The organism is Pedobacter sp. W3I1, assembly GCF_030816015.1.
In the GTDB taxonomy this organism is placed as follows: Bacteria; Bacteroidota; Bacteroidia; order Sphingobacteriales; family Sphingobacteriaceae; genus Pedobacter.
The window spans coordinates 3,913,615-3,938,699 of the sequence record NZ_JAUSXN010000001.1; the positions used below are offsets into that span (position 1 = coordinate 3,913,615).

Annotated in this window: 20 protein-coding genes; 8 read left to right on the forward strand and 12 right to left on the reverse strand. The window is 38.3% G+C overall.

The window, feature by feature from the left end; all coding sequences use genetic code 11:
- Positions 1 to 171: 171 nt before the first annotated feature.
- Positions 172 to 1,179, forward strand: coding sequence for a hypothetical protein (locus tag QF042_RS16135; RefSeq protein WP_307530178.1), 1,008 nt, complete (start codon positions 172 to 174; stop codon positions 1,177 to 1,179).
- A gap of 17 nt (positions 1,180 to 1,196) precedes the next feature.
- Positions 1,197 to 2,726 carry an OmpP1/FadL family transporter gene (locus tag QF042_RS16140; RefSeq protein WP_307530180.1) on the forward strand — a complete coding sequence of 510 codons (1,530 nt, stop codon included), beginning with the start codon at positions 1,197 to 1,199 and terminating at the stop codon, positions 2,724 to 2,726.
- A gap of 233 nt (positions 2,727 to 2,959) precedes the next feature.
- Here the strand turns inward: QF042_RS16140 and QF042_RS16145 are convergent, their stop codons facing one another.
- The 4 genes from QF042_RS16145 to QF042_RS16160 form a co-directional block, all read right to left on the reverse strand.
- Positions 2,960 to 4,357 (reverse strand): SusD/RagB family nutrient-binding outer membrane lipoprotein, encoded by a 1,398-nt coding sequence (locus QF042_RS16145; protein WP_307530183.1) that lies wholly within the window; start codon positions 4,355 to 4,357, stop codon positions 2,960 to 2,962.
- 25 nt (positions 4,358 to 4,382) lie between these two features.
- Complete coding sequence (locus QF042_RS16150) at positions 4,383 to 7,391, reverse strand: SusC/RagA family TonB-linked outer membrane protein (protein ID WP_307530185.1); 3,009 nt, start codon at positions 7,389 to 7,391, stop codon at positions 4,383 to 4,385.
- Positions 7,392 to 7,849: 458 nt separating this feature from the next.
- Positions 7,850 to 9,685, reverse strand: a complete 1,836-nt coding sequence (locus QF042_RS16155) for a UbiD family decarboxylase (RefSeq protein WP_307530187.1) — start codon at positions 9,683 to 9,685, stop codon at positions 7,850 to 7,852.
- Positions 9,686 to 9,788: 103 nt separating this feature from the next.
- Positions 9,789 to 10,268, reverse strand: a complete 480-nt coding sequence (locus QF042_RS16160; RefSeq protein WP_057934298.1) for a Dps family protein — start codon at positions 10,266 to 10,268, stop codon at positions 9,789 to 9,791.
- A 284-nt stretch (positions 10,269 to 10,552) separates the two neighbouring features.
- On the opposite strand from QF042_RS16160, the gene QF042_RS16165 reads away from it, so the two are divergent.
- Positions 10,553 to 12,091 carry a LysM peptidoglycan-binding domain-containing protein gene (locus tag QF042_RS16165; protein WP_307530190.1) on the forward strand — a complete coding sequence of 513 codons (1,539 nt, stop codon included), beginning with the start codon at positions 10,553 to 10,555 and terminating at the stop codon, positions 12,089 to 12,091.
- A 2-nt stretch (positions 12,092 to 12,093) separates the two neighbouring features.
- A complete protein-coding gene (locus QF042_RS16170) occupies positions 12,094 to 12,738 on the forward strand; it encodes a uridine kinase (RefSeq protein WP_373459102.1) in 645 nt (214 codons plus the stop codon).
- Positions 12,739 to 13,081: 343 nt separating this feature from the next.
- Here the strand turns inward: QF042_RS16170 and QF042_RS16175 are convergent, their stop codons facing one another.
- From QF042_RS16175 to QF042_RS16200, 6 genes are all read right to left on the reverse strand, one after another.
- Entirely contained in the window at positions 13,082 to 13,744 is a 663-nt protein-coding gene (locus QF042_RS16175) for a CoA transferase subunit B (protein WP_307530193.1), read from the reverse strand.
- Entirely contained in the window at positions 13,745 to 14,101 is a 357-nt protein-coding gene (locus tag QF042_RS16180; protein WP_307530195.1) for a DUF4260 domain-containing protein, read from the reverse strand.
- Positions 14,101 to 14,802, reverse strand: coding sequence for a CoA transferase subunit A (locus QF042_RS16185; RefSeq protein ID WP_307530197.1), 702 nt, complete (start codon positions 14,800 to 14,802; stop codon positions 14,101 to 14,103). The genes QF042_RS16180 and QF042_RS16185 overlap by 1 nt, the downstream gene beginning before the upstream one ends.
- A 297-nt stretch (positions 14,803 to 15,099) precedes the next feature.
- Positions 15,100 to 16,191, reverse strand: a complete 1,092-nt coding sequence (locus tag QF042_RS16190) for a sorbosone dehydrogenase family protein (protein ID WP_307530199.1) — start codon at positions 16,189 to 16,191, stop codon at positions 15,100 to 15,102.
- A 352-nt stretch (positions 16,192 to 16,543) separates the two neighbouring features.
- The gene (locus tag QF042_RS16195; RefSeq protein ID WP_307530201.1) at positions 16,544 to 18,922 is read right to left on the reverse strand and encodes an endonuclease MutS2; all 2,379 of its coding nucleotides are present in this window, start codon (positions 18,920 to 18,922) and stop codon (positions 16,544 to 16,546) included.
- A gap of 1 nt (position 18,923) precedes the next feature.
- Entirely contained in the window at positions 18,924 to 19,481 is a 558-nt protein-coding gene (locus QF042_RS16200) for a DUF4296 domain-containing protein (protein WP_307530203.1), read from the reverse strand.
- Positions 19,482 to 19,550: 69 nt separating this feature from the next.
- Between QF042_RS16200 and QF042_RS16205 the strand changes: the two genes are divergently transcribed.
- From QF042_RS16205 to QF042_RS16220, 4 genes are all read left to right on the forward strand, one after another.
- Positions 19,551 to 20,252, forward strand: coding sequence for a YggS family pyridoxal phosphate-dependent enzyme (locus QF042_RS16205; RefSeq protein WP_307530205.1), 702 nt, complete (start codon positions 19,551 to 19,553; stop codon positions 20,250 to 20,252).
- Position 20,253: 1 nt separating this feature from the next.
- Entirely contained in the window at positions 20,254 to 20,721 is a 468-nt protein-coding gene (locus QF042_RS16210; protein WP_307530207.1) for a GNAT family N-acetyltransferase, read from the forward strand.
- Between the two features lies 1 nt (position 20,722).
- Complete coding sequence (locus QF042_RS16215; RefSeq protein WP_307530209.1) at positions 20,723 to 21,991, forward strand: aspartate kinase; 1,269 nt, start codon at positions 20,723 to 20,725, stop codon at positions 21,989 to 21,991.
- Positions 21,992 to 22,123: 132 nt separating this feature from the next.
- Positions 22,124 to 23,311 (forward strand): class I SAM-dependent methyltransferase, encoded by a 1,188-nt coding sequence (locus QF042_RS16220; protein WP_307530211.1) that lies wholly within the window; start codon positions 22,124 to 22,126, stop codon positions 23,309 to 23,311.
- 606 nt (positions 23,312 to 23,917) lie between these two features.
- Here the strand turns inward: QF042_RS16220 and QF042_RS16225 are convergent.
- Positions 23,918 to 24,118, reverse strand: a complete 201-nt coding sequence (locus QF042_RS16225; RefSeq protein ID WP_307530213.1) for a cold-shock protein — start codon at positions 24,116 to 24,118, stop codon at positions 23,918 to 23,920.
- A 201-nt stretch (positions 24,119 to 24,319) separates the two neighbouring features.
- On the reverse strand, positions 24,320 to 24,955 hold the full coding sequence (locus tag QF042_RS16230) for a peroxiredoxin (RefSeq protein ID WP_307530216.1): 636 nt from the start codon (positions 24,953 to 24,955) through the stop codon (positions 24,320 to 24,322).
- Between the last annotated feature and the right edge of the window lie 130 nt (positions 24,956 to 25,085).

Genomic DNA, 25,085 nt, shown 5'->3' on the forward strand with positions numbered 1-25,085 from the left:
TGTTAAAAAGTGTAAAATCCGACGGCAAATTTATAAATTTATGCCTACAAAAGATTAACAATTAATGTCAATTATTTTATATCCGTTTTTGACTAAACAAATAGTTAATAATTTTTACTTTTGGAACTGTTTTATTAAATTCGTGAACACACACAACTAAATATAAACACAATGAAACCAATTAAATTTTTACCCATTGTTATGATTGCCGCTGCAGGGTTGGTGGCATCATGCTCTACATCAAAATTGGCTCAAACTAAGCCAGCTGATGATGTTTATAACTCTGTAGCAAAAGCTAGAGAGGTCGAAGTCGTTCTTCCTTCACAACGTCAGCAAACACAAGACCAAACTCAGGGACAAGAAGAATATGATGAATATTACGGAACCAGTAATCCTTATTACGATATGGATTACTCGTCTAGAATAAACCGTTTTTATAATGGTTACAGCTTTCAGGGCTATTACGACCCTTATTTTGACAATTATTATTATGGAAACAGTTATGGTCCTTCGAACTACCTGGGTTACGGACTAGGTTGGAACAGCGGATACGGCTTAGGTGGCTGGGGTGGTAGCTTTGGTTATGGCAGTATCTGGAGCAATCCATTCTATTATGGAAACTTTGGTTATGGATGGAATAATCCTTACGGTTGGAATTCATGGGGACCTAACTCCTACTATGACCGTTATGGTTGGGGCGGTGGATACTATGGCGGTGGCTGGGGTATCGGCGGCGGATATTATGGTGGTGGTGTTTACACCAACAGAGGGGGTTCTTACAGACCAAGACCAGGAAGTAATGATAGAGGCGTACCAAGATATGGTGGCAATACAAGTGCCGGAAACTCTGGCAGACCGAGCAGATCTGGCGTAACCAATCCAAATGGTGTGGGTTATGCGCCAAACAATAATGCTGGCCGACCTCAGAGAACCCAAGCCGGGGGCTATGCGCAGGGTCAAAACAACCAAAGCGGCAGACCTACCAGAAACGACGGCTATGCACCTCAAGGTACACAAAGCAGCAGACCTACCAGAAACGAGAACTATACACCACAACAACCTGCAAGAACTGAAAGCAGACCTACTTATTCACCTCCACCATCAAATGGCGGCGGCGGTGGTTCTACTGGCGGCGGAGGCGGTGGTGGATCAAGACCATCTAGAGCAGGAAGAGGTTAATTAAATTTACACACAACATGAAAAAATATATTTTAGCTTCACTAGTGGCTACAGTAGCTGCTATGGGAACGTCATACGCCCAAAGTTATGCACCAGATGCGTTCCGATTCTCTCAAACCAATTATGGTAGCACAGCCCGATTTAAAGGAATGGGTGGCGCGCAGATTGGTGTTGGTGGTGATATTGGCTCAATTAATGCAAACCCTGCCGGATTAGGCCTGTTCACGAAATCAGAATTTAGTCTTACACCAGAATTTAATTCAGTTTCTAATAACAGTGCTTATTTAGGCAATAATACGAAAGCAAGTAAAAGTCAGATTAACCTGAATAATATTGGCGTAGTATTTTATAGTCCTGCAGCTAAAATGAAAGGCGCTGATGTAAATAAAGGATTGGTAAGTACGGTATTTGGTTTAAGTTATACACGTAACAACGATTTCTTAAATAACATCAGTTATAATGGCACGAATAACAATAGCTCTATAAGAGATTCTTATGTAGACCAGGCCAATAGTAGCGGGATTGAAAATTCGATAGCTGGCGATGCGTACAATAGTTATTTAATTAATAAAAATGCGCCTAATTACCCAAACAGATATTCTGCAGAGCCTTATAACAATGCGAGTTTCAAACAAAACTGGGACGAATCCAGATTAGGTTCCACATCAGAATTTAACGTAGCAGGTGCCCTGAACTTTGGCAACAAGGTTTATATTGGTGCAACAGCTAGTTTTGTTAATGTAAAATACATCAGTGATGCAACTTTTACCGAATCAGGTATTGTGAACACTTTTGATGATGGTCTACCAATCCCTGCGTATACCGGAAACGAAAACTATAACTTAAACCATTTCAGAAACCAGGAAACCAAAGGTGGTGGATTTAACTTGAAACTGGGTATGATTTTCAGACCGGTGAATGAATTAAGAATTGGTATAAATTTCCAGACCCCAACCTGGATGAATATTGAAGATAATACAAGTGAGACTTTACAAGCAAATTTAGCTGGAAATGCAACAAATGCACCTTCTAACTCAAATAACCCAACTAAATATTACACGTTCAGTTATAACTTACGTACACCATTAAAAGCTTCTGCGGGTATTAGTTACGTAATCGCTGGTACAGCATTAATATCAGCAGATGTTGATTATGTAGATTATGCTTCTATGCGTTTTTCAGATGTTGATGGATATGACCGCAATACGATAAACGATAATAATGCTTTCATCAAAGAGTCTTATAAAGAAGCGATTAACTACAGAGTTGGTGCAGAAGTAAAAGTGACTAACGAGTTTAGCTTAAGAGCTGGTTATGGTGTAAATGGAAACGGTGTTAAAGGCGGCGACAATAAATTTTACCAGGGTCAATATTACACTGGTGGCCTTGGATACCGTATAGACAACTATTATTTCGATTTAGCGTATCAGAACTATAAAACAAATTTCAGCTCGAGTCCTTATTTATTAGATGATTATACAGAACCTGTTGCAGATGTTAAAAGTAATAGAAATAATGTATTCTTAACTTTTGGTGTAAGATTCTAATCATAACTTACTTTTACATCATTAAGAAGCGTCAGTTTTCTCCCAGAAAACCGGCGCTTTTTTTTACAACAAAAAAGAGGCTGTATCATAAATATAGAATTGTCATCCTGAGCCTGTCGAAGGACCTGTTTTAAACGCCTCGCAAAGCATTTCGACAAGCTCAATGTGACAAGTTCGAATGGAATCACAACTTATGATACAACCTCCAGTATTATTAACTAACTGGCGTCTATTTAATTAACATCCCACCATAACCTGTCGGTAAGTTTAGCCTTTTGTTGCGGTTGTGGGTTTGCTGTAATTTCGGTATTTGGGTAAAGTACCCTTCTCGGAATTTCTGAGAGTGCATTTTTAACTTTGGTTAAAGCAGGGAATCCGGTACGTCGCCAATCTGTGTAATTTTCAGCATTAAGAAAGTTTGCAATCGACTTTTCTTCCATAATTAAACGGAGCGCATTTGTATTATTAAGTGTCCCACGAGAAGCAATGTAAGTATTCATATCAGTTGTGCTCACCCCTACCTTAGTCATGTGCTGTTTGATTCCATCCTGATAAATAGGTTCTGCAGCTGCAAAACCCGATACCACCAGCGTAGCTTCGGCTTTTATGAATAATGCCTCGGTATAATTTACCAGATAATTGTTGGCATTGGCACCTGCGTAAAAATCGGCAGGAATGGAGTAAGCTTCCAGACTTCCAATTTCGTCTAAACCAATCTGCCGGCCCGTATATAAACCGGTTTGTTTGGCGGGTTTAACCATTTTGCTTAATCTTGGATCGTTTCTGGTGGTAAAAGCATCAACAAAGGTGTTGGCAAGCACAAATGTAGTACCCGGTAGAAAATTCTGTTGCCACGGATTTTCCGCCCCTGCTGCACCACTGAAAGCAGTTTTAGCATCATCATCGTTGCTTTGCATACCATTAGTTAGTGCAGTCAAAGCCAGCTGAGCCTGCGCAGCAGCTGTATTTCCAGGTGCTTTACTCAGGTGCATGTAATAACGTGCCTTTAAGGTGTAGGCAAGTTTTTTCCATTTTGCCATATCGCCCGCGTACATCAGATCGTCACTGCCAGGCGCTAAACCAGCATTACGACCGATATCTGCAATCCCATCATCTAACAAGCGCTGTAGCTGGGTATATATTTGTTGCTGGGTATCGTATGTAGGATTGGCTACATCAATTCCCTTGAAAGCCTGACTGTAGGGAATATCTCCCCATGCATCGGTTGCGAAGCCCAAAGTATACGCAGTGAGTATTTTAGAAATCGCAGTATAATTAAAATTGCCGTTTGCAGCTGCTTTTAAATTTAGGAGACTTAAGTTGTTCAGCGTGCGCACGTATACGTTGTTCCAGTCACCGTCCATATCAATATTGTACATCTGATAAGTACCAAAATTTGGGGCTACCTGGTTGAGTGCCATTACCTGCAGGTATTGCTGCAACACTACACTTAAATTCCCATCACCGGATGCATTGATATTTTGCGAAATCAGCATTTGTATAGGGGGTAACATGAGCGATTCTTTAACATCTATCGGTCTGTTGGGGTCATAGTTAACATCTATGTATTTTTTGCACCCGGCAAAAGCCATCATAAATGCAAAACTTAAAATGAAATATGTCTTTTTCATGTTGATTCTTTTTATGTATTGGGGCCTATAATGTTAATCTTAAACTGAAATCTACCGAACGGGATGTTGGGGTTGAGAATGAATAGATCCCCTGAGATCCGTTTGAAGAACCAAAAGAACTTACTTCTGGATCCCCACCTGTAAAGTGTGGTGCATATATCCACAAATTTCTACCCGTAACCTGCAAGCCAATAGTTTTGAAAGGTGTTTTTTGCAGCCATGTTGGTTTTAGGTTATAGCCTATGCTAACATTTCTCAATTTTACATAAGTACCATCCTGGATAACTGATTCCAGTACGCCATTGGCCCGCTGATAATAGGCCTGTCCTGAAACAGACACTGTATTCGGCAAACCTGTAGTCGCATTTACCCCCTCAACAACACGTGGACCACGGTCTTCGGTAACCTTTGGTGTGCCGTAGAAATAGCCATAGCCATCAACATTGTTCTGGATGTCGCCTCCCTTTTTCATATCAAAAGAGAAACTAAGGGTAAACTGTTTATACTTGAAATTATTAACAATACCGCCCATCCAATCTGGATTAATATCACCGATTATGCCTTGTTCATCTGCAGCAAATGGCAGTCCATCATTACCGATTAACAGTTTTCCTTCACTGTTTCTGGCGTAACGGGTACCATAGATGACCCCATATGGCTGGTTTATAAAAATAACGGTAAACCCATTGCTAATGTATTCCTGATTATTGTTGATCGAAAGAACCTTATTTCTGATCCTGCTATAATTCAAGGTCAAATCCCAGCTAAAATTCTCCGTTTTTATGGGTTTTGCATTTAAAAGCAGCTCGATACCGCTGTTGCGCATTAAGGCTGTATTTGCACTCGTGGAGTTAAACCCAGTTGACGGTGCCAGCGCTACAGTGGGAATGATCCCGTTTTTTGTCTTCTTATCGAAATAGGTAACCTCCAGGCTTAAACGGTTTTTAAAGAAACCTGTTTCTAAACCGATCTCAAATTCGTTGATCCGTTCATTTTTTAGGTTCGGATTGCCTAGGTTTTGACTGATCAAAAAGCCCGACTGCCCCTGATAGGGAAAGGCAATGTTTCTTACCGTCTGTGATTCGTACGGCGTAAGCAGGCTATATGGCCCAATGCTGGCATTCCCCACTGTACTGTAGGATAATCTTAATTTCCCAAAGCTCATGATATCAGAAAGTCCTTTCGAAAAGAAATTGGAAAAGATAAAACTTGTAGCAGCAGAACCATAAGGATAAAAACTGTTGTTTTTGGCCAGTACCGAAGTGCCGTCGTACCTTCCGGTAAGGGAGAGGATTAAGAATTTTTTATAATCGATATTGGACTGTAAATAGAATCCTATTTTTCTGGTCAGATAACTTGTTTCCGTAAATTGTATATTTGATGTAGATCCGATATTATCAAATCCCGGAACGGTTATTCCCAGGCCGTTGGCATTGGCAGTTTCACTATAGGTTGATAATATGTTGTTACCCAATAGTGCATCGATGGTAAAATCGCCAAAACTTTTGTTGGCACCGATGATCAGGTCATTATTATATTGCCTGAAATTGCTATTTCTGTTTACAATCCGGCCATTAGGGTTCGAAACCGAGAGTAACGATTCATGATATTTGCCCTGTTCAACATAAACATCGGCACCAAAACGTTCAGTAATGGTTAACCAGCTTAAGGGTTTATAATCGGCTGTAAATGTGGGCAGAAAACGGTTAACAACTGATGTATTGCTAATATTATCTAACACCCAGTAAGGATTATTGCGCGAGAAACGGTATAAACGCTGACTTCCATCAGGGTTTACCGAAGGTTGCAGGTTATAAGAAACAGGCGCAGAAAAAATGGTCCACACCGGACTTTCTAAAGCATAACCTTCAGGTAGCCGGCGGTTTTTGGTATTGGCATAATTTAAAGAGAAAGTAACATTCAGATCTTTAATAATTTGCGTGGTGAATTTCCCAAAAACGGTATTCCGGTCGAAAGAAGTGGTAGGTACCGTTCCATCCTGCGCAAAATTGGTATACGATATAAAATAAGAGTTGTAAGCCCCACCCCCATTTACGGCTACTGTGTTGGTATATGTTTTTCCGGTTTTAAAGAATAAATCAGACTGATCATATACCTGCGCAGGCTGGCCGTTAATTTTTAAGGTATCCATCCTTGCCCCCCAAGAAGTACTAGTTTTTTGGTTCACACCATCAAAATATACACCATTTGAGCCAAGAGAATATTTATTCTGGATTTCTGGTAACAGCGGTTTCTCCATTGAAAAAGAGGAAGAAAAGCTAATACCAGGCTTTTTATTCAGGCTACCGGCTTTAGTGGTGATAATAATCACCCCTTTTGCACCATCAGATCCATATAACGCTGTTGCTGCACCACCTTTTAACACATTAATACTTTCAATAATATTAGGGTCAAGATCGGCAATACGGTTGGTACCGGGACCGGAGTTGAGGTTGCCGGTCTCATCATTGTTAACCGGAATACCATCAATTACCATCAAAGCTTCGTTGTTGCCATAAAAAGAATTAGCACCCCTGATTACGATACGCGATGAACTACCTGGCGTACCCGACGAACTGGTAATTTGCACACCAGAAACTTTACCTGCCAATGCATTTACCAGGTTGGGTTCTTTCGACTGGGTAATCTGATCGCCTTTTACCTCTTGAGAACTATAAGTAAGGTTACGTTTTTCCCGCTTTACACCTAGTGCAGTCACTACAATCTCATTCAGGCTTTGCTGGTCTTCATTTAATGTGATGGTGATGTTGCTTTGCCCATTATAAGCAAATTCTTTGGTTGTATAACCAATGCCACTAAAAACCAGTGTAGCCGGATTTGCACTTTTAATTGAAAAAATCCCCTTCGCATCGGAAGAGGCGCCAACAGCGGTTCCTTTAACTTTTACCGATATACCTGGAATTGGCTGCCCCGATGCATCGGCAATTTTGCCGCTAACCAGCGACGTTTGACCATAAATCTGCATGAAACAGAGCATGGTCAAAGTGAACAAAGTAATCTTTAATTTGGTCATTGTATTCTGTTTAGTTAGTAGTATGACCAAAATTAGGCTTATAAAAAGCCAGATAGAACGATGATTTTAACACGTATTAACCAGAAATTAACACAAATGTTACAATCATCGTAAATACGTTAATAAACTTTGATTTGTTTAACCGATCAGACAGAATTTTGAATGGCGGAGCCCATGCAGAAGTAATTTGTTGGATGTTTAGGTATCCACTTACTGGCTGGTGCTTTCACCAACTAAACCTGATGGTTATTGGGGGTATATGTTCTTATTAAAATGTACAAAGAGGTTCGAATGAGCTTACTTAAACCATAATTGTTCAGGTTTGTAGCCACACTATCGAGTTTATGGTCTTGTGCCTTTGCAAATACACAAAGTAGCACCAATAAAATTATTTGACCGCGATGTTGAAAGCATAGCGTATGTATGCTTAAAAATCTTTTGTTATTTTAATTATTCAACTAAATTATTCCATGCAGGCTTCCACCCTTTTGAGCCAAAATATCCAATCTTTTTTCCACCACTTCATCTTTAATCAATTCAGGTGCGTGATGGGGCTTTTTCCTGGCATCAATAATCAGCGAGCCTTTACAGCCCCAATGTTTATTGATGGTAAAGTCGTTAATGCCATAAATATCTGCTGCAGGGTTGCTTCTGGTAAAAGCCACCCATACCAGATTATCAATATTTGCAGCGGTAAACTCAGCATCATCAGCCAAAATAATCAATGGCAGACCAGATATATCCTGATCGATTAAAGCCATATTTAACAATGCAATTTCAGCAGCCGTTTTCTCTGGATTCAAATATTTGTTACTCTCTAAAACTAACACGCCAGGCATGGCAATTTTTGGTTGGTAAAAACTATCGCTAAATGTCACCCCCTCCGGAATCCTATCCCACAGTTCACGTCGCTTATCCCCTGCCGCTGCAATTACAACTTTTGATCCGCTGTTTAATCCATCGCCACTATAATCAAGCGTATCAATTGTGGTATTGGTATAAAAATGAACATCCCTTGTTAAATCGATCCGTTCTAAAATATGGGTAAGAAATGCTTCAATATGATGCGTACTTAAATGCTGGTCATCTTCTTTGGCAGCAATAAACAGATATTTAGCCAAACTCAATTGGTTTTTCCCTAAAATGTGATTGGCTATGGTTAAAATTTCCTGAGGCCTGCGAGCTTTTAAATATGGGGTATAACGTTCGCTACCAATGGCAAAAAGTAAGGGGTGAACACCAGCAGCATCAACTGCATGAACTTCTTTTAAACCATGTATTTCCTGCGGAATGGCCGAACCTGTAATCTCATGAATTAAGGCACCAAAACTAGTATCTTCCTGTGGTGGGCGACCAACCACGGTAAACGACCATATCGCATCCTTTTTATGATATACATGGTGTACCTTCATTAAAGGAAATGGGTGTGTTAGGCTATAATAACCTAAGTGGTCGCCAAAAGGTCCTTCCGGTTTATTTTCGTTTGGATAAACCGTACCTGTAATAATAAAATCGGCATCAGCTGAAATACAAAAACCTTCGTCATCGTAAAAATAACGAAAACGCCTGTCGCCCAATGCACCAGCAAAAGTCATTTCCGATAATCCTTCTGGTAAAGGCATCACCGCTGCTAAAGGATGCGATGGCGGTCCGCCAACAAAAATGCTCACTTTTAAGGGTTGGCCCAGTGCATTGGCTTTAGATTGATGCACGCCAATCCCCCTATGGATCTGATAGTGCAACCCAATCTCTTTATCTTGGATATAATCATTTCCACCTAATTGGATGCGATACATACCCAGATTTGCATTTAAAACACCAGGTTTATCTATATCTTCGGTGTAAACCTGCGGCATGGTAACAAAAGGGCCACCATCCATAGGCCAGTTTACGATTTGAGGTAACTGGCTGATACTTGTTTTTAAAAATTTGCTTTTTGCCGAAGGTGTTTTAAGTGGCAAGGCCGATAAGGCAGACATGGCAGACCCCGCATATTTGAAAGGGTTTTTCAACGCTTTTATGGGGTCGTTCCGTAAGGCTACCAACTGCTGTACTTTTGGTAAAGTATCTCTGAAAATGAACTTTGATCGTTCTAAAGTTCCAAACAAGTTTGAAACAGCAGGAAAAGGACTTCCCTTAACTTTTTCAAATAGAATAGCGGGTCCTTTATTTTCGTAAACCCTTAAATGGATGGCTGCCATTTCTAAATAGGGATCTACTTCTTCTTTTATTCTGATTAAATGACCGTGCTTTTCAAGATCGGATACACATTCTGCTAAACTTTTGTATGCCATGCCCAAAGATAAATAATTAGATTTTCTTAGAAACAAAAAAGCCTCATATAAGCAGATTTTACAATAAAGCTACTTACACGAGGCTTTTACCTAATTTTTGGTATTATTTTTTCCCTGCGAAAGAACGTAACATCCAGGTGTTTTTCTCTTTAAATTGCATAAAACGGTTAACCATGTCGTTAGAACCATCGTCTCCGGCAGCATCAGTGGCTTCTAAAAGTTCTCTTTCTAATTCGATCAATGCAGCCATATCATCTAAAATGGCATCAACCATATCAAGGTCTTTAAGCCCAATGGTATCAATCTCTTTAATTTTAGATTCTTTAATATAATCAGCAAAACGGCTATGCGGTGCTTTACCCAAGGTTAATACACGCTCGGCTATTTCATCAATGGTTAATTGTGCATTAGTATATAATTCTTCAAACTTAACATGTAATGTAAAAAAGTTCTGCCCTTTAATATTCCAGTGGCAACCTCTTAATTTTTGATAATGAATATGATAATTAGCCAAATAATCGTTTAAAAGATCTACAACTGGTTTAACTTCTTTTTCGTTTAAGCTTATTTCTTTAGCGTCCATTTTTTTTATTATTTATGATGTATTTTAATGTCTACGTAACAACCCAAATTTATAAAAGTTTTGATCAATTTTGTCTTTTAAACAATACCTTATTTATTAGATCGTTTAATATTCAATGTTGTACGAAATAACCATTTTATAAACATTTGTTAATGAATAGCATAATGATATTACGAAGTTAATTCATCTTATTTTTACTTAAAAACGAACAACAGAACTTAAGATGGTTAACAATATTATTCGTATAATTGCTCCCTTTGACTTAGAAATTTACATATAAATAAATGCATAAAATATATTTATCTGCTGTAATGTTATTTGCCTTAAACATTGCAAATGCCAAAGCCAACACAGCAAGAGACTCTATCGGTGTAGAAAACAATAAAGGCAAAAAACTGATCGTTCACCAAACTGTAGCAAAAGACACTTATTATTCTATAGGAAGAAGGTATAATGTTTCGCCTAAAGATATTATGACCTTTAATGATAACAAATACCTTCAGGTTGGGATAATTATCAAGGTACCTACAAATATCCCTTTTACGGCTAATGGTTCGTCAAATACCGCACAAAGTGCATCAGCCTCAAATGTGATAGAACACACCATAAAGCCAAAAGAAAATTTAAACATGTTGGCCGAAAAATATGGTACTACTATAAATGAGATTAAAGCTTTAAACAACCTAAGCGGAAATAATTTAAGTATTGGCCAGGTTTTAAAAATCCCTGCAAAAAACTCAGAACAAACCAGTGCGGCAGCACCGGTAACACCACCGGCAAAAAACAATACCGAGACTGTAGTAGCGAACACCCAACCGTCAGATCAGACCATGATCGAACATACGGTGCAGCCTAAAGAGTTTTTAGGAAAAATTGCAGAGAAGTACGGCACTACTGTTGAAGAAGTAAAAAAAGCCAACAACCTTTCTGGAAACAATCTGCGTATCGGTCAGAAACTTAAAATCCCGGCAACCAAAAATATCGATGAGAACAAAGTTGTAGCTGCTGCCGAAGAAAAACCTGTACAGGAAAACAAATCTCCGGATGCTGCAGGCACCCATACCGTTTTAAGAAACGAAACCATCTTCACCATCGCCAAACAATATGGCATTACCGCTTACCAGATTAGAAAACTGAACGACTTACCTGATAATGCCATTACCATAGGTCAGGTTTTAAAAGTGCCTGGAGGTATAGTTACAGATGTTCAGGTTCCGAAAGAAAAGCAGGCCGAAGCCAAAGAAAAAGAGGTAGAGGCCAAAGTTAAAGAAGCACCAGCAGCGAAAGAAGAGAGTTTTATCCATACCGTAGCTACGGGAGAAAACATTTTTACCATTGCTAAAAAATATAATTTAACCGCTTATCAGATCAGAACAGCAAACAAACTGGAGGATAATGCGATTAAAGTTGATCAGAAACTGATTATTCCCAGACCGCCACAACCTAAATCAGTAAATGATTTATCGAAAGAAGAACAGGAAAATGAACCAGACAGTACGATGGTTAAAGACCCTAAACTTCGCCGCGATCCGAGTGTATATGGTTTAAGTCAGATCGAAGAAAAAGGAACTGCCGTTTGGATTGCAGACCAGGACCTGGATGGCACAAAAATGCTGGTTTTACACCGTACGGCACCTGTGGGCAGGGTAATTAAGATTACCAACCCGATGACCAACCGTACTACCTTTGCCAAAGTTGTTGGTAAATTTACAGAGAACGAATCCACAAAAGATGTTATAATTGTAATGACTAAAGCTGTAGCCGATTCACTGGGCGCTTTAGACAAACGTTTTTTCTGCAATTTAACATATAGTGCTCAATGAGTTTGAACAAAAAGCCATTTATAATTGGTATTGCCGGTGGTAGCGGATCGGGTAAAACATTTTTCTTAAACTGCTTTCTTCATCATTTTAAACAAGATGAAGTAACACTTGTTTCGCAGGATGATTATTATATCCCTGCGGGCGAGATGACACAGGAAGAGAACAAGTTATACAATTTCGACCTTCCATCTACCATTGATAGTGAACAGTTTTTGAGAGACATTAAACAATTAACCAGCGGAGAAGTAGTTTACAAAAAAGAATATAACTTCAATAACCCATTAGCCGTAGTTAAAATTTTAGAAATTAAATCGGCACCAATCATTATTGTAGAGGGCCTTTTTATCCTCCACTTCAAAGAAATTGCCGCGTTGTTAGATCATACCATTTTTGTTGATGCAGATGAACAGGTAGCTTTAGATCGCCGTATAAAACGTGATGGTTTAGAACGGGGTTACCCTGAAGACGATGTGTTATATAAATGGCATAACCATGTGGTTCCGGCTTATAAAGAATATTTATTACCTTACCGCGAACAATGTAATAAGGTGGTAATGAATAACACCAATGAGCCCGATGAAATTATTGCCATTACGGAGGATATTTCGAACGATTTAAGAAATAGTATTCTGGTAGATATACAGTAACATCAAAGAAGTCAAGTTTTTAAAAAACTTGACTTCTTTTTTTGCGAGGAATCGTTGTTCTCAAAGGTCAGTTTTAGCGAAAAACAAAGGAGCTAGGTGACAGGTAAGATAAATCGTCTCTCCACTCCGCATTTGCTTCGGTCGATATGACGCCAATTTTAGAATCTGTTATTGGTAAATGATTGGGAACCACGAAAGTGCTCATGAATGCCGTTGAAAACATGAAAACTTATGAATAATCGTAATGCCTTGATAGCGTTTACAGTGTGCATTAAGATTCCCGCCTGCGCGGGAATGACGGCTCGCTCAACCGCCGTGGTTTGTGTCCCCACAAACCACTAATCTAATCCAATCTCATTTCAGGAATCTCTCCTTCTATTACCAATCTCCCCGCTGTAGATTGCTGTATAAATTCAACACTTACACCTGGCGCACGTTCTAAAAGTTTAAAACCACCTTCAAGTAGAATATCCAAAACTGCCAGTTCAGTTACAATCTTTTTGATGCATTTTACGCCGGTTAAAGGCAAAGTACATTTTGTCAACAATTTGCTTTCTCCAGCTTTATTAATGTGCTGCATGGCAACAATAATATTTTTGGCTGATGCCACTAAATCCATCGCTCCGCCCATTCCCTTTACCATTTTACCTGGAATTTTCCAGTTGGCAATATCTCCATTTTCTGATACCTCCATAGCCCCCAGAATGGTTAAATCTACTTTTTGTGCACGGATCATCCCAAAACTCATGGCCGAATCAAAAATAGACGATCCTGGCAAAGTGGTAATGGTTTGTTTCCCTGCATTAATTAAATCGGCATCTTCCTCTCCTTCAAAAGGAAATGGTCCCATGCCCAATAAACCGTTTTCTGACTGTAACACTACGTTAATCCCCTTTGGAATGTAGTTGGCAACCAAAGTGGGTATGCCTATACCAAGGTTAACATAGTATCCGTCTTTTATTTCTTTAGCAATCCGCTGTGCTATCTCTTCTTTTGAAAATGCCATTTATTTATTTTTTCCTATTAAGCCTAAATGTGTGTGATTAAATGCATCGCCATATTTCAAACCATAACCTAATGCCCTATCCATACAAGAATGGGCAAACAAGATGATGCCAGATAACTGCAATACGGGTAACTGATAATAAAACCCGATCAAGAAAATTAATATGGCTATCGCTTTATGGTGAACGATGTTATAAAACCATGCACCAACTTTTGGGCCTGCCAGATAGCCCAGCATGCTTAAATCTGGCACAAGCAACAGTGCCGGGAATACCCACCAATGAAATGACAATTTAGAAAAGGCAAATATTGCCAATAAAAACATGGCCATTTCTTCGATTGAAATTATTTTCTTCATTACGATTTTGTTCTTACTGTTCTCTGTTCAATTCTTTTCTCATAATCTTTACCCTGAAATATCCGATGAACATAAATACCAGGAGTATGAATATAATCCGGATCTAATTCGCCAGCTTCCACTAACTCTTCTACCTCGGCAATAGTTACTTTACCCGCCATGGCCATCACCGGATTAAAATTCCGGCTGGTAGATCTAAAGATTAAATTCCCTGCGGTATCTCCTTTCCAGGCTTTAACAATAGCAAAATCGGCATCAAATGCATATTCCATTAAATAATCCTTGCCATCAAAATTGCGGACTTCTTTACCTTCTGCCACTTCAGTACCTACACCTGCAGGCGTAAAAATTGCAGGCATACCGTATCCGGCGGCAAGACAACGGGTGGCTAAGGTGCCCTGTGGGATAAGGTCTACCTCGAGTTCACCACTCAGCAATTGCCTTTCAAACTCAGCATTTTCACCTACATACGAAGAAATCATTTTTTTAACCTGACGTTGTTTCAGCATTAAACCAATACCAAAATCATCAACACCTGCATTGTTAGAAATACAGGTTAAATTTTTCACCTGTTTATTCACCAAAGCATTTATGCAATTTTCCGGAATACCACAAAGCCCGAAACCACCGAGCATGAGGGTAGCACCATCTGATATATCTTTGATCGCTTCTTCAGCTCCAGATACCACTTTATTTATCATTTTATGAATTTTTTGGTTAGTTCGCTAAATTACAAATTGCCTTCAAAATCGCAGCATTTAAAATTTTTAAATCTACCAGGAATATTAAGTAATTGGAATTAATCTAAATAACTATTACCTTTGTGTTGCAATGATTTACGAGAGAGAAGAAAGTCTATTCATATTACCCACCGATCCTGAATTTCAAAAGGGCATGGGTTTTATTTTCAGCTGCACGGCTGAGCATAAAAAATGTTGTGAAAAATTTAAGAAGGGTAAACGTTGTAAAAAGTGCCCTGGCAATAAAAAGAAATAAGCTTATTTAGCAATTTCCACAATTTTATCATCGCTCCCATTACTGGTACAGATATAAATTTTCCCTTCGGGCGATTGGCAAACGGCCCTTATCCTGCCATAAGTATTTACATAAAAATCTTTCGTTCCGGTAATTTTGGTTTGTGCATCATCTAATTTAAGCTGCATTAATTTAGTCCCTTTTAATACGGCCAATAACAAAGAATTTTTAAATTGTGGGATATAATCTGAATTGTAATAAGCCAAACCGCTAGGTGCAATGGTTGGTGTCCAAGTAATTAATGGCTCTGCCACATTGCTCGAACTGCAAAACGACTGCTCTCCACTTTCATTACAAAAACCTTTAATATTTGGCCATCCGTAGTTTCTTCCCTTTTCGATGATATTAATCTCATCATCAGAATCAGGTCCATGCTCTGAAGAGAAAACTTTATTCCCTACCTGAACCAATCCTTGTGCATTACGATGCCCCAAAGACCAAACCGGGTTATTTGGATAAGGATTGTCTGCCGGAATAGAACCATCTAAATTTATTCTTAAAATCTTACCAGCTAAAGAATTAACATTTTGTGGAGTAGCAGTATCGGAAGCATCACCCGTACTGATAAAAAGTTTACCACCACTGATCAATAAACGTGAACCATTATGTATAGAAGCAGCAGGAATCTGATCCAATAAAACCTGCGGACTCGTTAAATTTCCACCGCCGTAAGTATAACGTACCACTTTAGCTTTATAGGTACTGCCATAGCCATAAATTACATAAACGTAAGGATTACTGGTGAAATCGGGATGTAATGTCATTCCAAGCAAACCGCCTTCTCCGTTTGTGCGTACATCAGTTATGGTAAGTAAGGGTATTACTTGTCCGTTGGAAGGGTTTAAACGGCTAATTTTACCCGCTTTTTCAGTAAACCAGATGAAATTATCTGGACCATACACCATTTCCCAGGGAAAGCTCAGTCCTGATACAACTACTTTTGATTTTAATTCTACATCTGGTAAGGTACCTGGATCGTCATTATCATCACTACCGTTCTTTTTGCAATTTGTAACGAATAGCATTACAAACAAGCAGAGTAATATTGTTTTCATAGTCGTAACGTTTTAAAAATAACAACGTTACGACTGATAAAGTTTTATTGTTTTACTGGGCGGACGTCATTTCGAGCGAAGCATAGCGCAGCCGAGAAATCTTTTAAAGGTGCTTAACATCATATTTAAAGATTTCTCCACTGCGGTCGAAATGACGATTACACGAGTATTTTACTCTTTATCGTCATACTCGCGCATGCGGAGGATCTTAGACTCAAGTATTAATAAGGCATTAGATTCCCAATCAAGTTTAGAGTGCAGTCAGATGTTACCATCTGACGGATTTCAAAAAAAATGTTATTTAGTGCCGGATGGTAACATCCTGCACCACAACTAACATCTGGCACCACGATTAATTCAAATATACATAAGTAATCCCATCTCCGCCTCTATCAGCATGTTCATCTTCCATCCGGTTTACCTGGCTATACTTGCGTAGGTATTCCCTGATCATTTTTCTCAAAATCCCATCGCCTTTGCCATGAATCAGTTTAATAGATGGAAAACCAAGCATAATGGCCTTATCTAAATATTTCTCTACCTCAAACAGGGCATCTTCCGTACGTTTTCCACGAAGATCAAGTTCCGCCCTAAAGCCCGATACGGCATCATTCATTCGCCCAGCAAAAGAATTTGCACTGCTTTGAACTACTTTTTTAGCTTCCCGGTTACTCACCTTTTGAACACGGTTCTTTTTAACAGTCGATCGTAAATCGCCTATAGCCAAAATCAATTCGTTGCGGTTAATTTCTAAAACCTGACCAATGGTTTCACTATCGGTAAATTTCACTAAATCACCAATTTCAATTTCACCGCCAACAACTACTTGTACCGGTTTGGGGCGCTCTTTCGGGATCGTATTTTTAATTAGTTCTTTTTGTAAATTCTGGCGGAGTTCTTTAGTTATCTCTTTATCGGCCTGCTTTTCCTTAATCTCGGCAATGGTATTCTCAACTAGTTTATTGGCATTTTTAATAATGTTCTGCGCCTCTAGTTTCGCCTCTTTAATCAGCACCTTTCTATTCTCTTCTAAAAAGCTTTTTAACTTTTCATTTTCGGCAACCAGGTTTTTTGCTTTGTTCTGTTGATTGGCCAAGCTTACTTTGGCATCGTAAACATTTTTCTTTTCACGCTCCAGATCAACAAGCATGGTATCTACCCTGTTCTGGTTCGAACCTGTTTTTTCTCTGGCCAATTGGATCACTTCTTTAGGCAAACCAATATTCTGCGCAATTTCAAATGCATAAGAACTACCTGGCTTACCCATTTCTAAAATATAAAGCGGTTTCATTTTGGCATTATCAAAAAGCATTGATGCATTTTCCAAACCTGGTGTATTACCTGCAAAAAGCTTTAAATTAGAATAGTGGGTGGTAATTACTCCCCTCACCTTTTTATTGTTCAACACCTCCAGAACAGCTTCAGCCATTGGTCCGCCAAATTGCGGATCGGTACCGGTACCAAATTCATCAATCAGCACCATCGTTTTTGGCGAGGCATGCTCTACAAAATAGCGCATCTTTTTCAGGTGTGCACTATAGGTACTCAAATCACTTTCTATTGATTGATCATCGCCGATATCGGCAAAAATGTTTTCAAAAATACCCACTTCACTATTCGCGTCAACCGGAATTAACAGACCTGTTTGCAACATAATCTGCAAAAGGCCTACCGTTTTCATACAAACCGATTTACCGCCCGCATTTGGTCCGGATACCAGCACCACCCGGGTTTCGGCATCTATATGAATATTTAAAGGTGTAACTGTTTTCTTTTCGGAGGCAAATGAGATCGATAACAACGGATGCCTTGCATTAATCAATTTGGTTTTAGGTTCTTTTAACAAACCTGGCATTTCAGCTTCAATGTCCATCGCAAATAATGCCTTAGCACGAACGAAATCCAGTTTGGTCAAGAAACCATGGTAAGAAAGCAATAATGGCGAGTACGGCCGCAGATCATCCGTTAAGGCAATTAAAATCTTAATAATTTCACGGCGTTTGTCAAATTCTAAATCGCGTAGTTTATTATTTAAAGTAAAAACTTCTTCAGGCTCAATATAAACCGTTTGCCCTGTTGCCGATTCATCGTGCACAAAGCCTTTTAGTTTACGTTTATTCTCTGCCAAAACCGGGATACACATCCTGCCATCACGAATGGTTAAACTACCATCGGCAACCCAATTATTGGCAATAGCCTGCTTGTAAATCGAATCCATGCGCTTACGCACATCTTGCTCCGCCTTCGAAATAGCAGAGGTAATCTCCTGCAATTCTTTTGATGCATTGGGTTTGATCTTTCCTTTGGCATCTATAACGGTTTCTATCTTACGAAGGATCGTTTTTTCAATCGGCAGATGCTCAAATAAAGCTTCTAAGGTGGGATATACTTCTGCACGTTCTTCGAAAAAGCGAAGTACCGAGAAAACAGTCTGCAATGAAGTATATACCTGAAACCACTCATCCTCTAACAAATAAGTGCCTTCAACCCTGATTTTCTCAACCAGCGATTTAATGTCAAAAAAGGTATTAATCTGTAGCGGTTCCTGATTTTGCAGGATGCTTTTAAATTCGTTTGTTTGGCGTAAAAACTTATCAATCTGATCAAAACGGTTCATCACCTGCATCTTTTCTACCATTGCTTGCCCCATCGGACTTAAACAATGTTTGCTAATCAGCTGCCTGATTTCAACAAAACCTAAACGTTCTAAACAGTTTTCGGGATATAACATATTAGTGTACCATAGCTGGACTCGGAACTACTTCCGATACGCCAGCTTTTTTTATATTACTTAATGAATCGGCCTGTTTTTTCTTCTTTGCAATTTCAGCAACTGCTTTAACTTTCGATAAAGAATCTGGTTTCATTTTTTTTCTGATCGCTAGAGAATCGGCCTTAAATTTCTTTGCAATCACCAACGAGTCGGCTTTAAATTTCTTTTTCTTGATCATTAAATCGGCCAACTCCGTTCCTTTTTTTTGCCTTGCTAAAGATTTTTGTATGTTTTTATACATCGCTTCTAACTCCTTAGGGTTGGTATTATACCAAATTAAGCTCCTGTTATATTCCGCAGAATCAGTATCAAACTTTTTATAAATCCCCTTGTAGTAAGCTGCTGCAACCTTCTTAGCCGAATCGACCATGTAGATGCTTGAAATGTAACCATCAACAATGTGCATATCGTATAAAATCTTCTCCATTTTATCGGGTTTAATAATTCCATCAGGTATGCCAGGCTTACAGCCAAACCATAATATAGCTGTCATTAAAACCCATATCAATCTCTTCATGCTTAATTTAAATATTATTTTTTGCCCAAATTGCGGCAAGGTTATTAATTTTACCAAAAATAGTTATAAATGAGCATAGCTGATAATCTTAAACAATATAAAAGCGAAGTTGAATCAGGCGGGGTTAAACTAATTGCAGTTTCAAAAACTCAACAAGTAGAATCAATTTTAGAAGCCTACAACGCCGGACAGCGCATTTTTGGAGAAAACCATGTACAAGAAATGGTAGATAAACAGGCGCAACTTCCAAATGATATCGAATGGCATCTTATAGGCCATTTACAAAGCAATAAGGTAAAGTACATTGCACCTTTTGTTAAACTTATTCACGGGGTAGACAGCCTGAAATTGCTCCAGGAAATCAACAAACAGGCCGCTAAAAACAAACGCGTAATTGATTGTTTATTACAGGTTTATATTGCTGACGAAGACACTAAATTTGGGCTTGGTTTTGATGAAGTGATCGAATTGCTTCGTGCCGAAGCGTTAGCCGAATTGAAAAATATCCGTATTGTAGGTTTAATGGGCATTGCCACCAATACCAAGAACGAAAAGCAGATTACAACCGAGTTTCACGAACTAAAAGTATTCTTCGATGGCATTAAAGTGAGCTTTTTTCGTAAAGATGATGCCTTTAAGGAAATATCGACCGGAATGAGCGCAGACTATAAAATCGCGATTGAAGAAGGAAGTACAATGGTACGTATCGGTAGCAGTATTTTTGGCAAAAGGGTAATTAAACATTTTAAAAACGACCTTACAGCCAATTAATATGGATTTTAATATCAGGTTTGCAACGGCAGAAGATTGCCCAAGAATATTGGAGTTAATTAATGAGCTCGCCATTTATGAGCATGCTCCAGAAGAAGTAACGGTTACTTTAGATCACTTTATTGATGCTGGTTTTGGCAAAAATCCGGTATGGAAAGCTTACGTAGCTGAAGTAAACGATACTGTTGTAGGTTTTGCATTATACTATACACGCTACTCTACATGGAAAGGCTGCAGGTTATACCTCGAAGATTTTATTGTAACAGAAGAATTTAGAGGAAAAGGCCTGGGCAAAGTATTATTCGAAAAAGTAATAGAGGAGGCTAAAAATGGTAATTATAGCGGCATGGTTTGGCAAGTATTGGACTGGAACGAGCCTGCAATCAATTTCTACAATAAATATAAAGCAACTTTAGAAAGTGGCTGGTTAAACGCCGCTTTCTCTAAAGAACAAATCAAGGCATTTTAATATGGATATTTTTAAGTTTGGTGGTGCCTCGGTAAAAGATGCAAATGGAGTAAAAAATCTGGCTAATATTGTTCGCGATTACAAAAAAGGCAACTTACTGATTGTAATTTCTGCAATGGGTAAGATTACTGATCAACTGGAAAAGTTAACGCAGGCATTCTTATCACAAAGTGATGAAGCACATGCAATTTTTGATGAGATTAAACACTTCCATTTCAACATTATAGACGAGCTGTTTCAAGGAAAATCCAATTCGGTTTATGATGATGTGGCTAACACTTTTGTTGAAATTGACTGGTTAATTGAAGACGAACCCGATAACAACCCTGATTATATTTACGACCAGATTGTATCCATAGGAGAAGTGGTTTCTACAAAAATTGTTGCGGCCTGGTTAAACGAAACCGGAAATAAAACCCTTTGGGTAGATGCTAGAAATTATATCCAAACAGATAATACATATCGTGAAGGAAAAGTAGATTGGGCCAAAACCAATCAGATGATACAAAAAGATTTATTGCCGCTTTTAACCGATAATATTATAGTAACACAGGGTTTTATTGGCGGTACAAGCGAAAACTACACAACAACTTTGGGTCGTGAAGGTTCTGATTATTCGGCAGCTATATTTGCTTCCTGTTTAAATGCTGCCGCACTAACGATATGGAAGGATGTTCCTGGTGTATTAAATGCAGATCCGAAATGGTTTGATGAAACCGAGAAAATTGCCCAGCTTTCTTATCATGATGCAATAGAGCTTACTTATTATGGCGCAACTGTAATACACCCAAAAACAATAAAACCGCTTCAAAACAAGGGTATTCCGCTTTTTGTAAGGTCATTTATCCAGCCAGAAGGCTCAGGAACGGCAATTACCAAAGAAAGTAATCCATTGCCTATCCCCTCTTTTATTTTTAAGGTTAACCAGGCATTGATTTCTATTTTCCCTAAAGATTATTCTTTTATTATCGAAGAAAATCTGAGCAATATTTTTGAGCTTTTCCATACGCACAAGATCAAAATCAATACCATGCTCAACTCTGCTATCAGCTTTTCGGTAAGTGTTGATGATCATCCTACTCAGATTGAAAAACTGATCAAAGATCTGTCGCAAGAATTTACTGTAAAATATAATAAAGGCCTGGAACTGGTAACCATCCGTTATTATAATCAACAAACAATAGACCGTGTAACAGTTGATAAAGATATTTTATTGGAAGTGAAGAGCCGCCATACCTGCCAAATGGTAATGAAAAATCGAACTGCATAAATTTGGTCTTTGCGAAGATTAACTGCGTTCGTCATTTCGACCGCAGTGGAGAAACCTATCTAAACAGATTTCTCCATTTCGTTGCACTCCAGTCGAAATGACGGACTCTTTTGAAATGACATAACTAAAAAAATGAACAATAAACTTTTAGCCAAAGCCATACAGGATTATATCAGTGCAAATTTAAATGCAGATGTAAATCAGATTGCTTTAGCAAAAAGTCCGTTTGAGGGTATCACTGCAGCCGAGCTAGCCACACAAATTATTTCCAAAAAGAAATCAGAAAAGAAATTACCTACCTGGTTTAATACTGATGATATTTATTATCCCGCTGTATTATCCATCGAACAAACTTCTTCTGAAATTACTGCAAAATACAAATCTAAGCTGGCTAAAGGTGATACATTAATTGATATTACCGGAGGCTTCGGAATTGACAGTTATTACTTTTCGCAAAAGGTAAAAGCAGTTACGCATTGCGAAATCAATCCAGAACTCTCCGCAATAGCCCAACATAATGCGCAGGCTTTACACGCAACAAATATCGAATTTAAAGCCGAAGATGGCGTTGCCTATATCCAGACTAGTGATAAAACTTTTGATACCATTTATGTAGATCCTGCCCGAAGAGCCGAAAAAGGCAAAGTTTTTATGCTGAAAGACTGTACACCCGACATTTCAAGCAATCTGGAGAACTTATTAGAAAAATCGTCAAGAATAATCGTCAAAACGGCTCCTTTACTCGACATTTCAGCGGGATTATCAGAATTGAAACAGGTAAGCGAGATCCATATTGTAAGTATAAAAAATGAGTGCAAAGAACTTTTGTGGATAATAGATAAAGGTTACAACGGTGACACGAAAATTATAGCTGTAACTTTAAATAACTGGATTGAAAAAGATTTTTCCTTTTACAGATCCTCATCAAATGCTTCAGTGCAGTTTACAGATAATTTAAACATTGGTGATTATTTGTACGAACCAGATGCTGCTTTATTAAAATCGGGTGCTTTTAATTTAATTGGTACAACTTACAGTCTCTTAAAATTACATCCGCAAACACAGTTATTCAGTGCGACTACTATAAATAAAGATTTTCCAGGCAGGATATTTAAAATTGAAGCCATATTAACCACTGGGGAGCTAAAGAAACAAGAAAATTTAAAAGGAAATGTAATTGTTCGGAACTATCCGGCGAAGCCTGAAGATCTGGTTAAGAAATATAAAATTAAACCAGATCGAGATCAGTTTTTAATTTTCACCAAAGTGGGCAATGATGAAAACATCGTTGTTAAAGCATCAATCATTCAATACTATTAACATCGATCTGATTAATGGAGCTACGGGGTTATGTGCTGTAGCATAATCTATTTTTTTTTGAAAGCAGGTTCAGAAGTTCTTAGGATATTGTAGTCCCGCTTCTGCCGATGAAACCTGTGAAATAAGCAGCACACCATAAAAAACAAAGATAACTGCTTAAAACAATCGGCATCTCGCTAAGATCGGGTTTAGCTGGCTTAAATCGTACAGCTATTTGGGGTAAAATAAACCCGACCGACAGCGTTATCCCGATTCTTCATCGGGGTTAAGCAAAGGGCGGGGCTATCGGAATCGATTACCACAACAGTTGCTTTCCAAAAATCATAAACTAATTTAACATTCTCGCATTGTCATTCTGAACGCAGTGAAGAATCCACAACCTATGAATTACTACTTCACTTACACGATATACCCATCATCGTGAGATCATCATTTCGACCGCAGTGGAGAAATCTACAATAGAGTAACGACTTTATATATCTCTCCGTTTCACTATGCTTCAGTCGAGATGACGATTTCGTTCAGGATGACAAAGCTATATAACACAAAAAGCCTCTCAATTTGAAAGGCTTTTTGCACGGGATGAAAAAATTATCTAATATATTATCACCTAAACCTTCTAACGTTTACTGCTTGTAAACCTTTTCTGCCTTCAGCTACTTCAAATTCTACTGTGTCGTTTTCTTTCAAGCTTTCGATTCCACCTAAAACATCTTTAAAATGCACAAATAAGTCTTTATTGTCTTCTTGTACAATAAATCCAAAGCCTTTTTGAGTGTTAAACCATTTAACTTTTCCGGTTGCCATAAAAAAATAAAAAATTGTATAAAATAAATAGACCTTTTACGTCTTGATCAGTATTTCATTTAACCAATTGCATATTAATATGATTAAAACAACCAGTTTAAGCGTTAATATTGAAACAAAACTACCAAATATAATAATTTACGAATATAAAGCAAGCCGTTTATGGCCATTCAACAAGAATGTTGCGTTATTATCTTCGAATTATTTATTCGGCTGAGGTGTAGTACGTAAATATGGTTTAATTACCTGGTGTCCTTTAGGAAATTTAGCTGGAATATCTTCCGTTTTAATACTATTTACCACAATTACATCTTCTCCATCTTTCCAATCGGCTGGTGTAGCTACGCTATAATTTGCGGTAAGCTGTAAAGAATCGATCACACGCAATACTTCATTAAAATTTCTTCCGGTTGATGCCGGATAAGTAATGGTTAATTTCACCTTCTTGTCAGGACTGATTACGAACAACGAGCGAACGGTTAAAGTTTCTGAAGCATTTGGGTGGATCATATCATAAAGATTTGCCACTGTTTTGTCCGGATCTGCAATAATTGGAAATTCAACAGAAGTATTTTGAGTTTCGTTAATATCATTAATCCAACCTTTATGCGACTCGGCAGAATCAACACTTAGCGCCAGAACTTTAACGTTTCGTTTTTCAAATTCATCTTTTAGAGCTGCAGTTCTACCCAGTTCTGTTGTACAAACAGGTGTATAATCAGCAGGGTGAGAAAATAATACGCCCCAGCTATCGCCTAAATAATCGTAAAAATCTATTTCGCCAATGGATGTGTTGGCCTTGAAATTCGGTGCGGTATCGCCTAATCTTATACTCATGATATTATTAATTTAATTTGACTAAAACAAATCTAAACAATAGTATAGTAAATACATAGATTTAATATTAATTTAAGACCTCAAAATTACAATTCCAATAAAAAACCCTGAAGAAACAATCTTCAGGGTT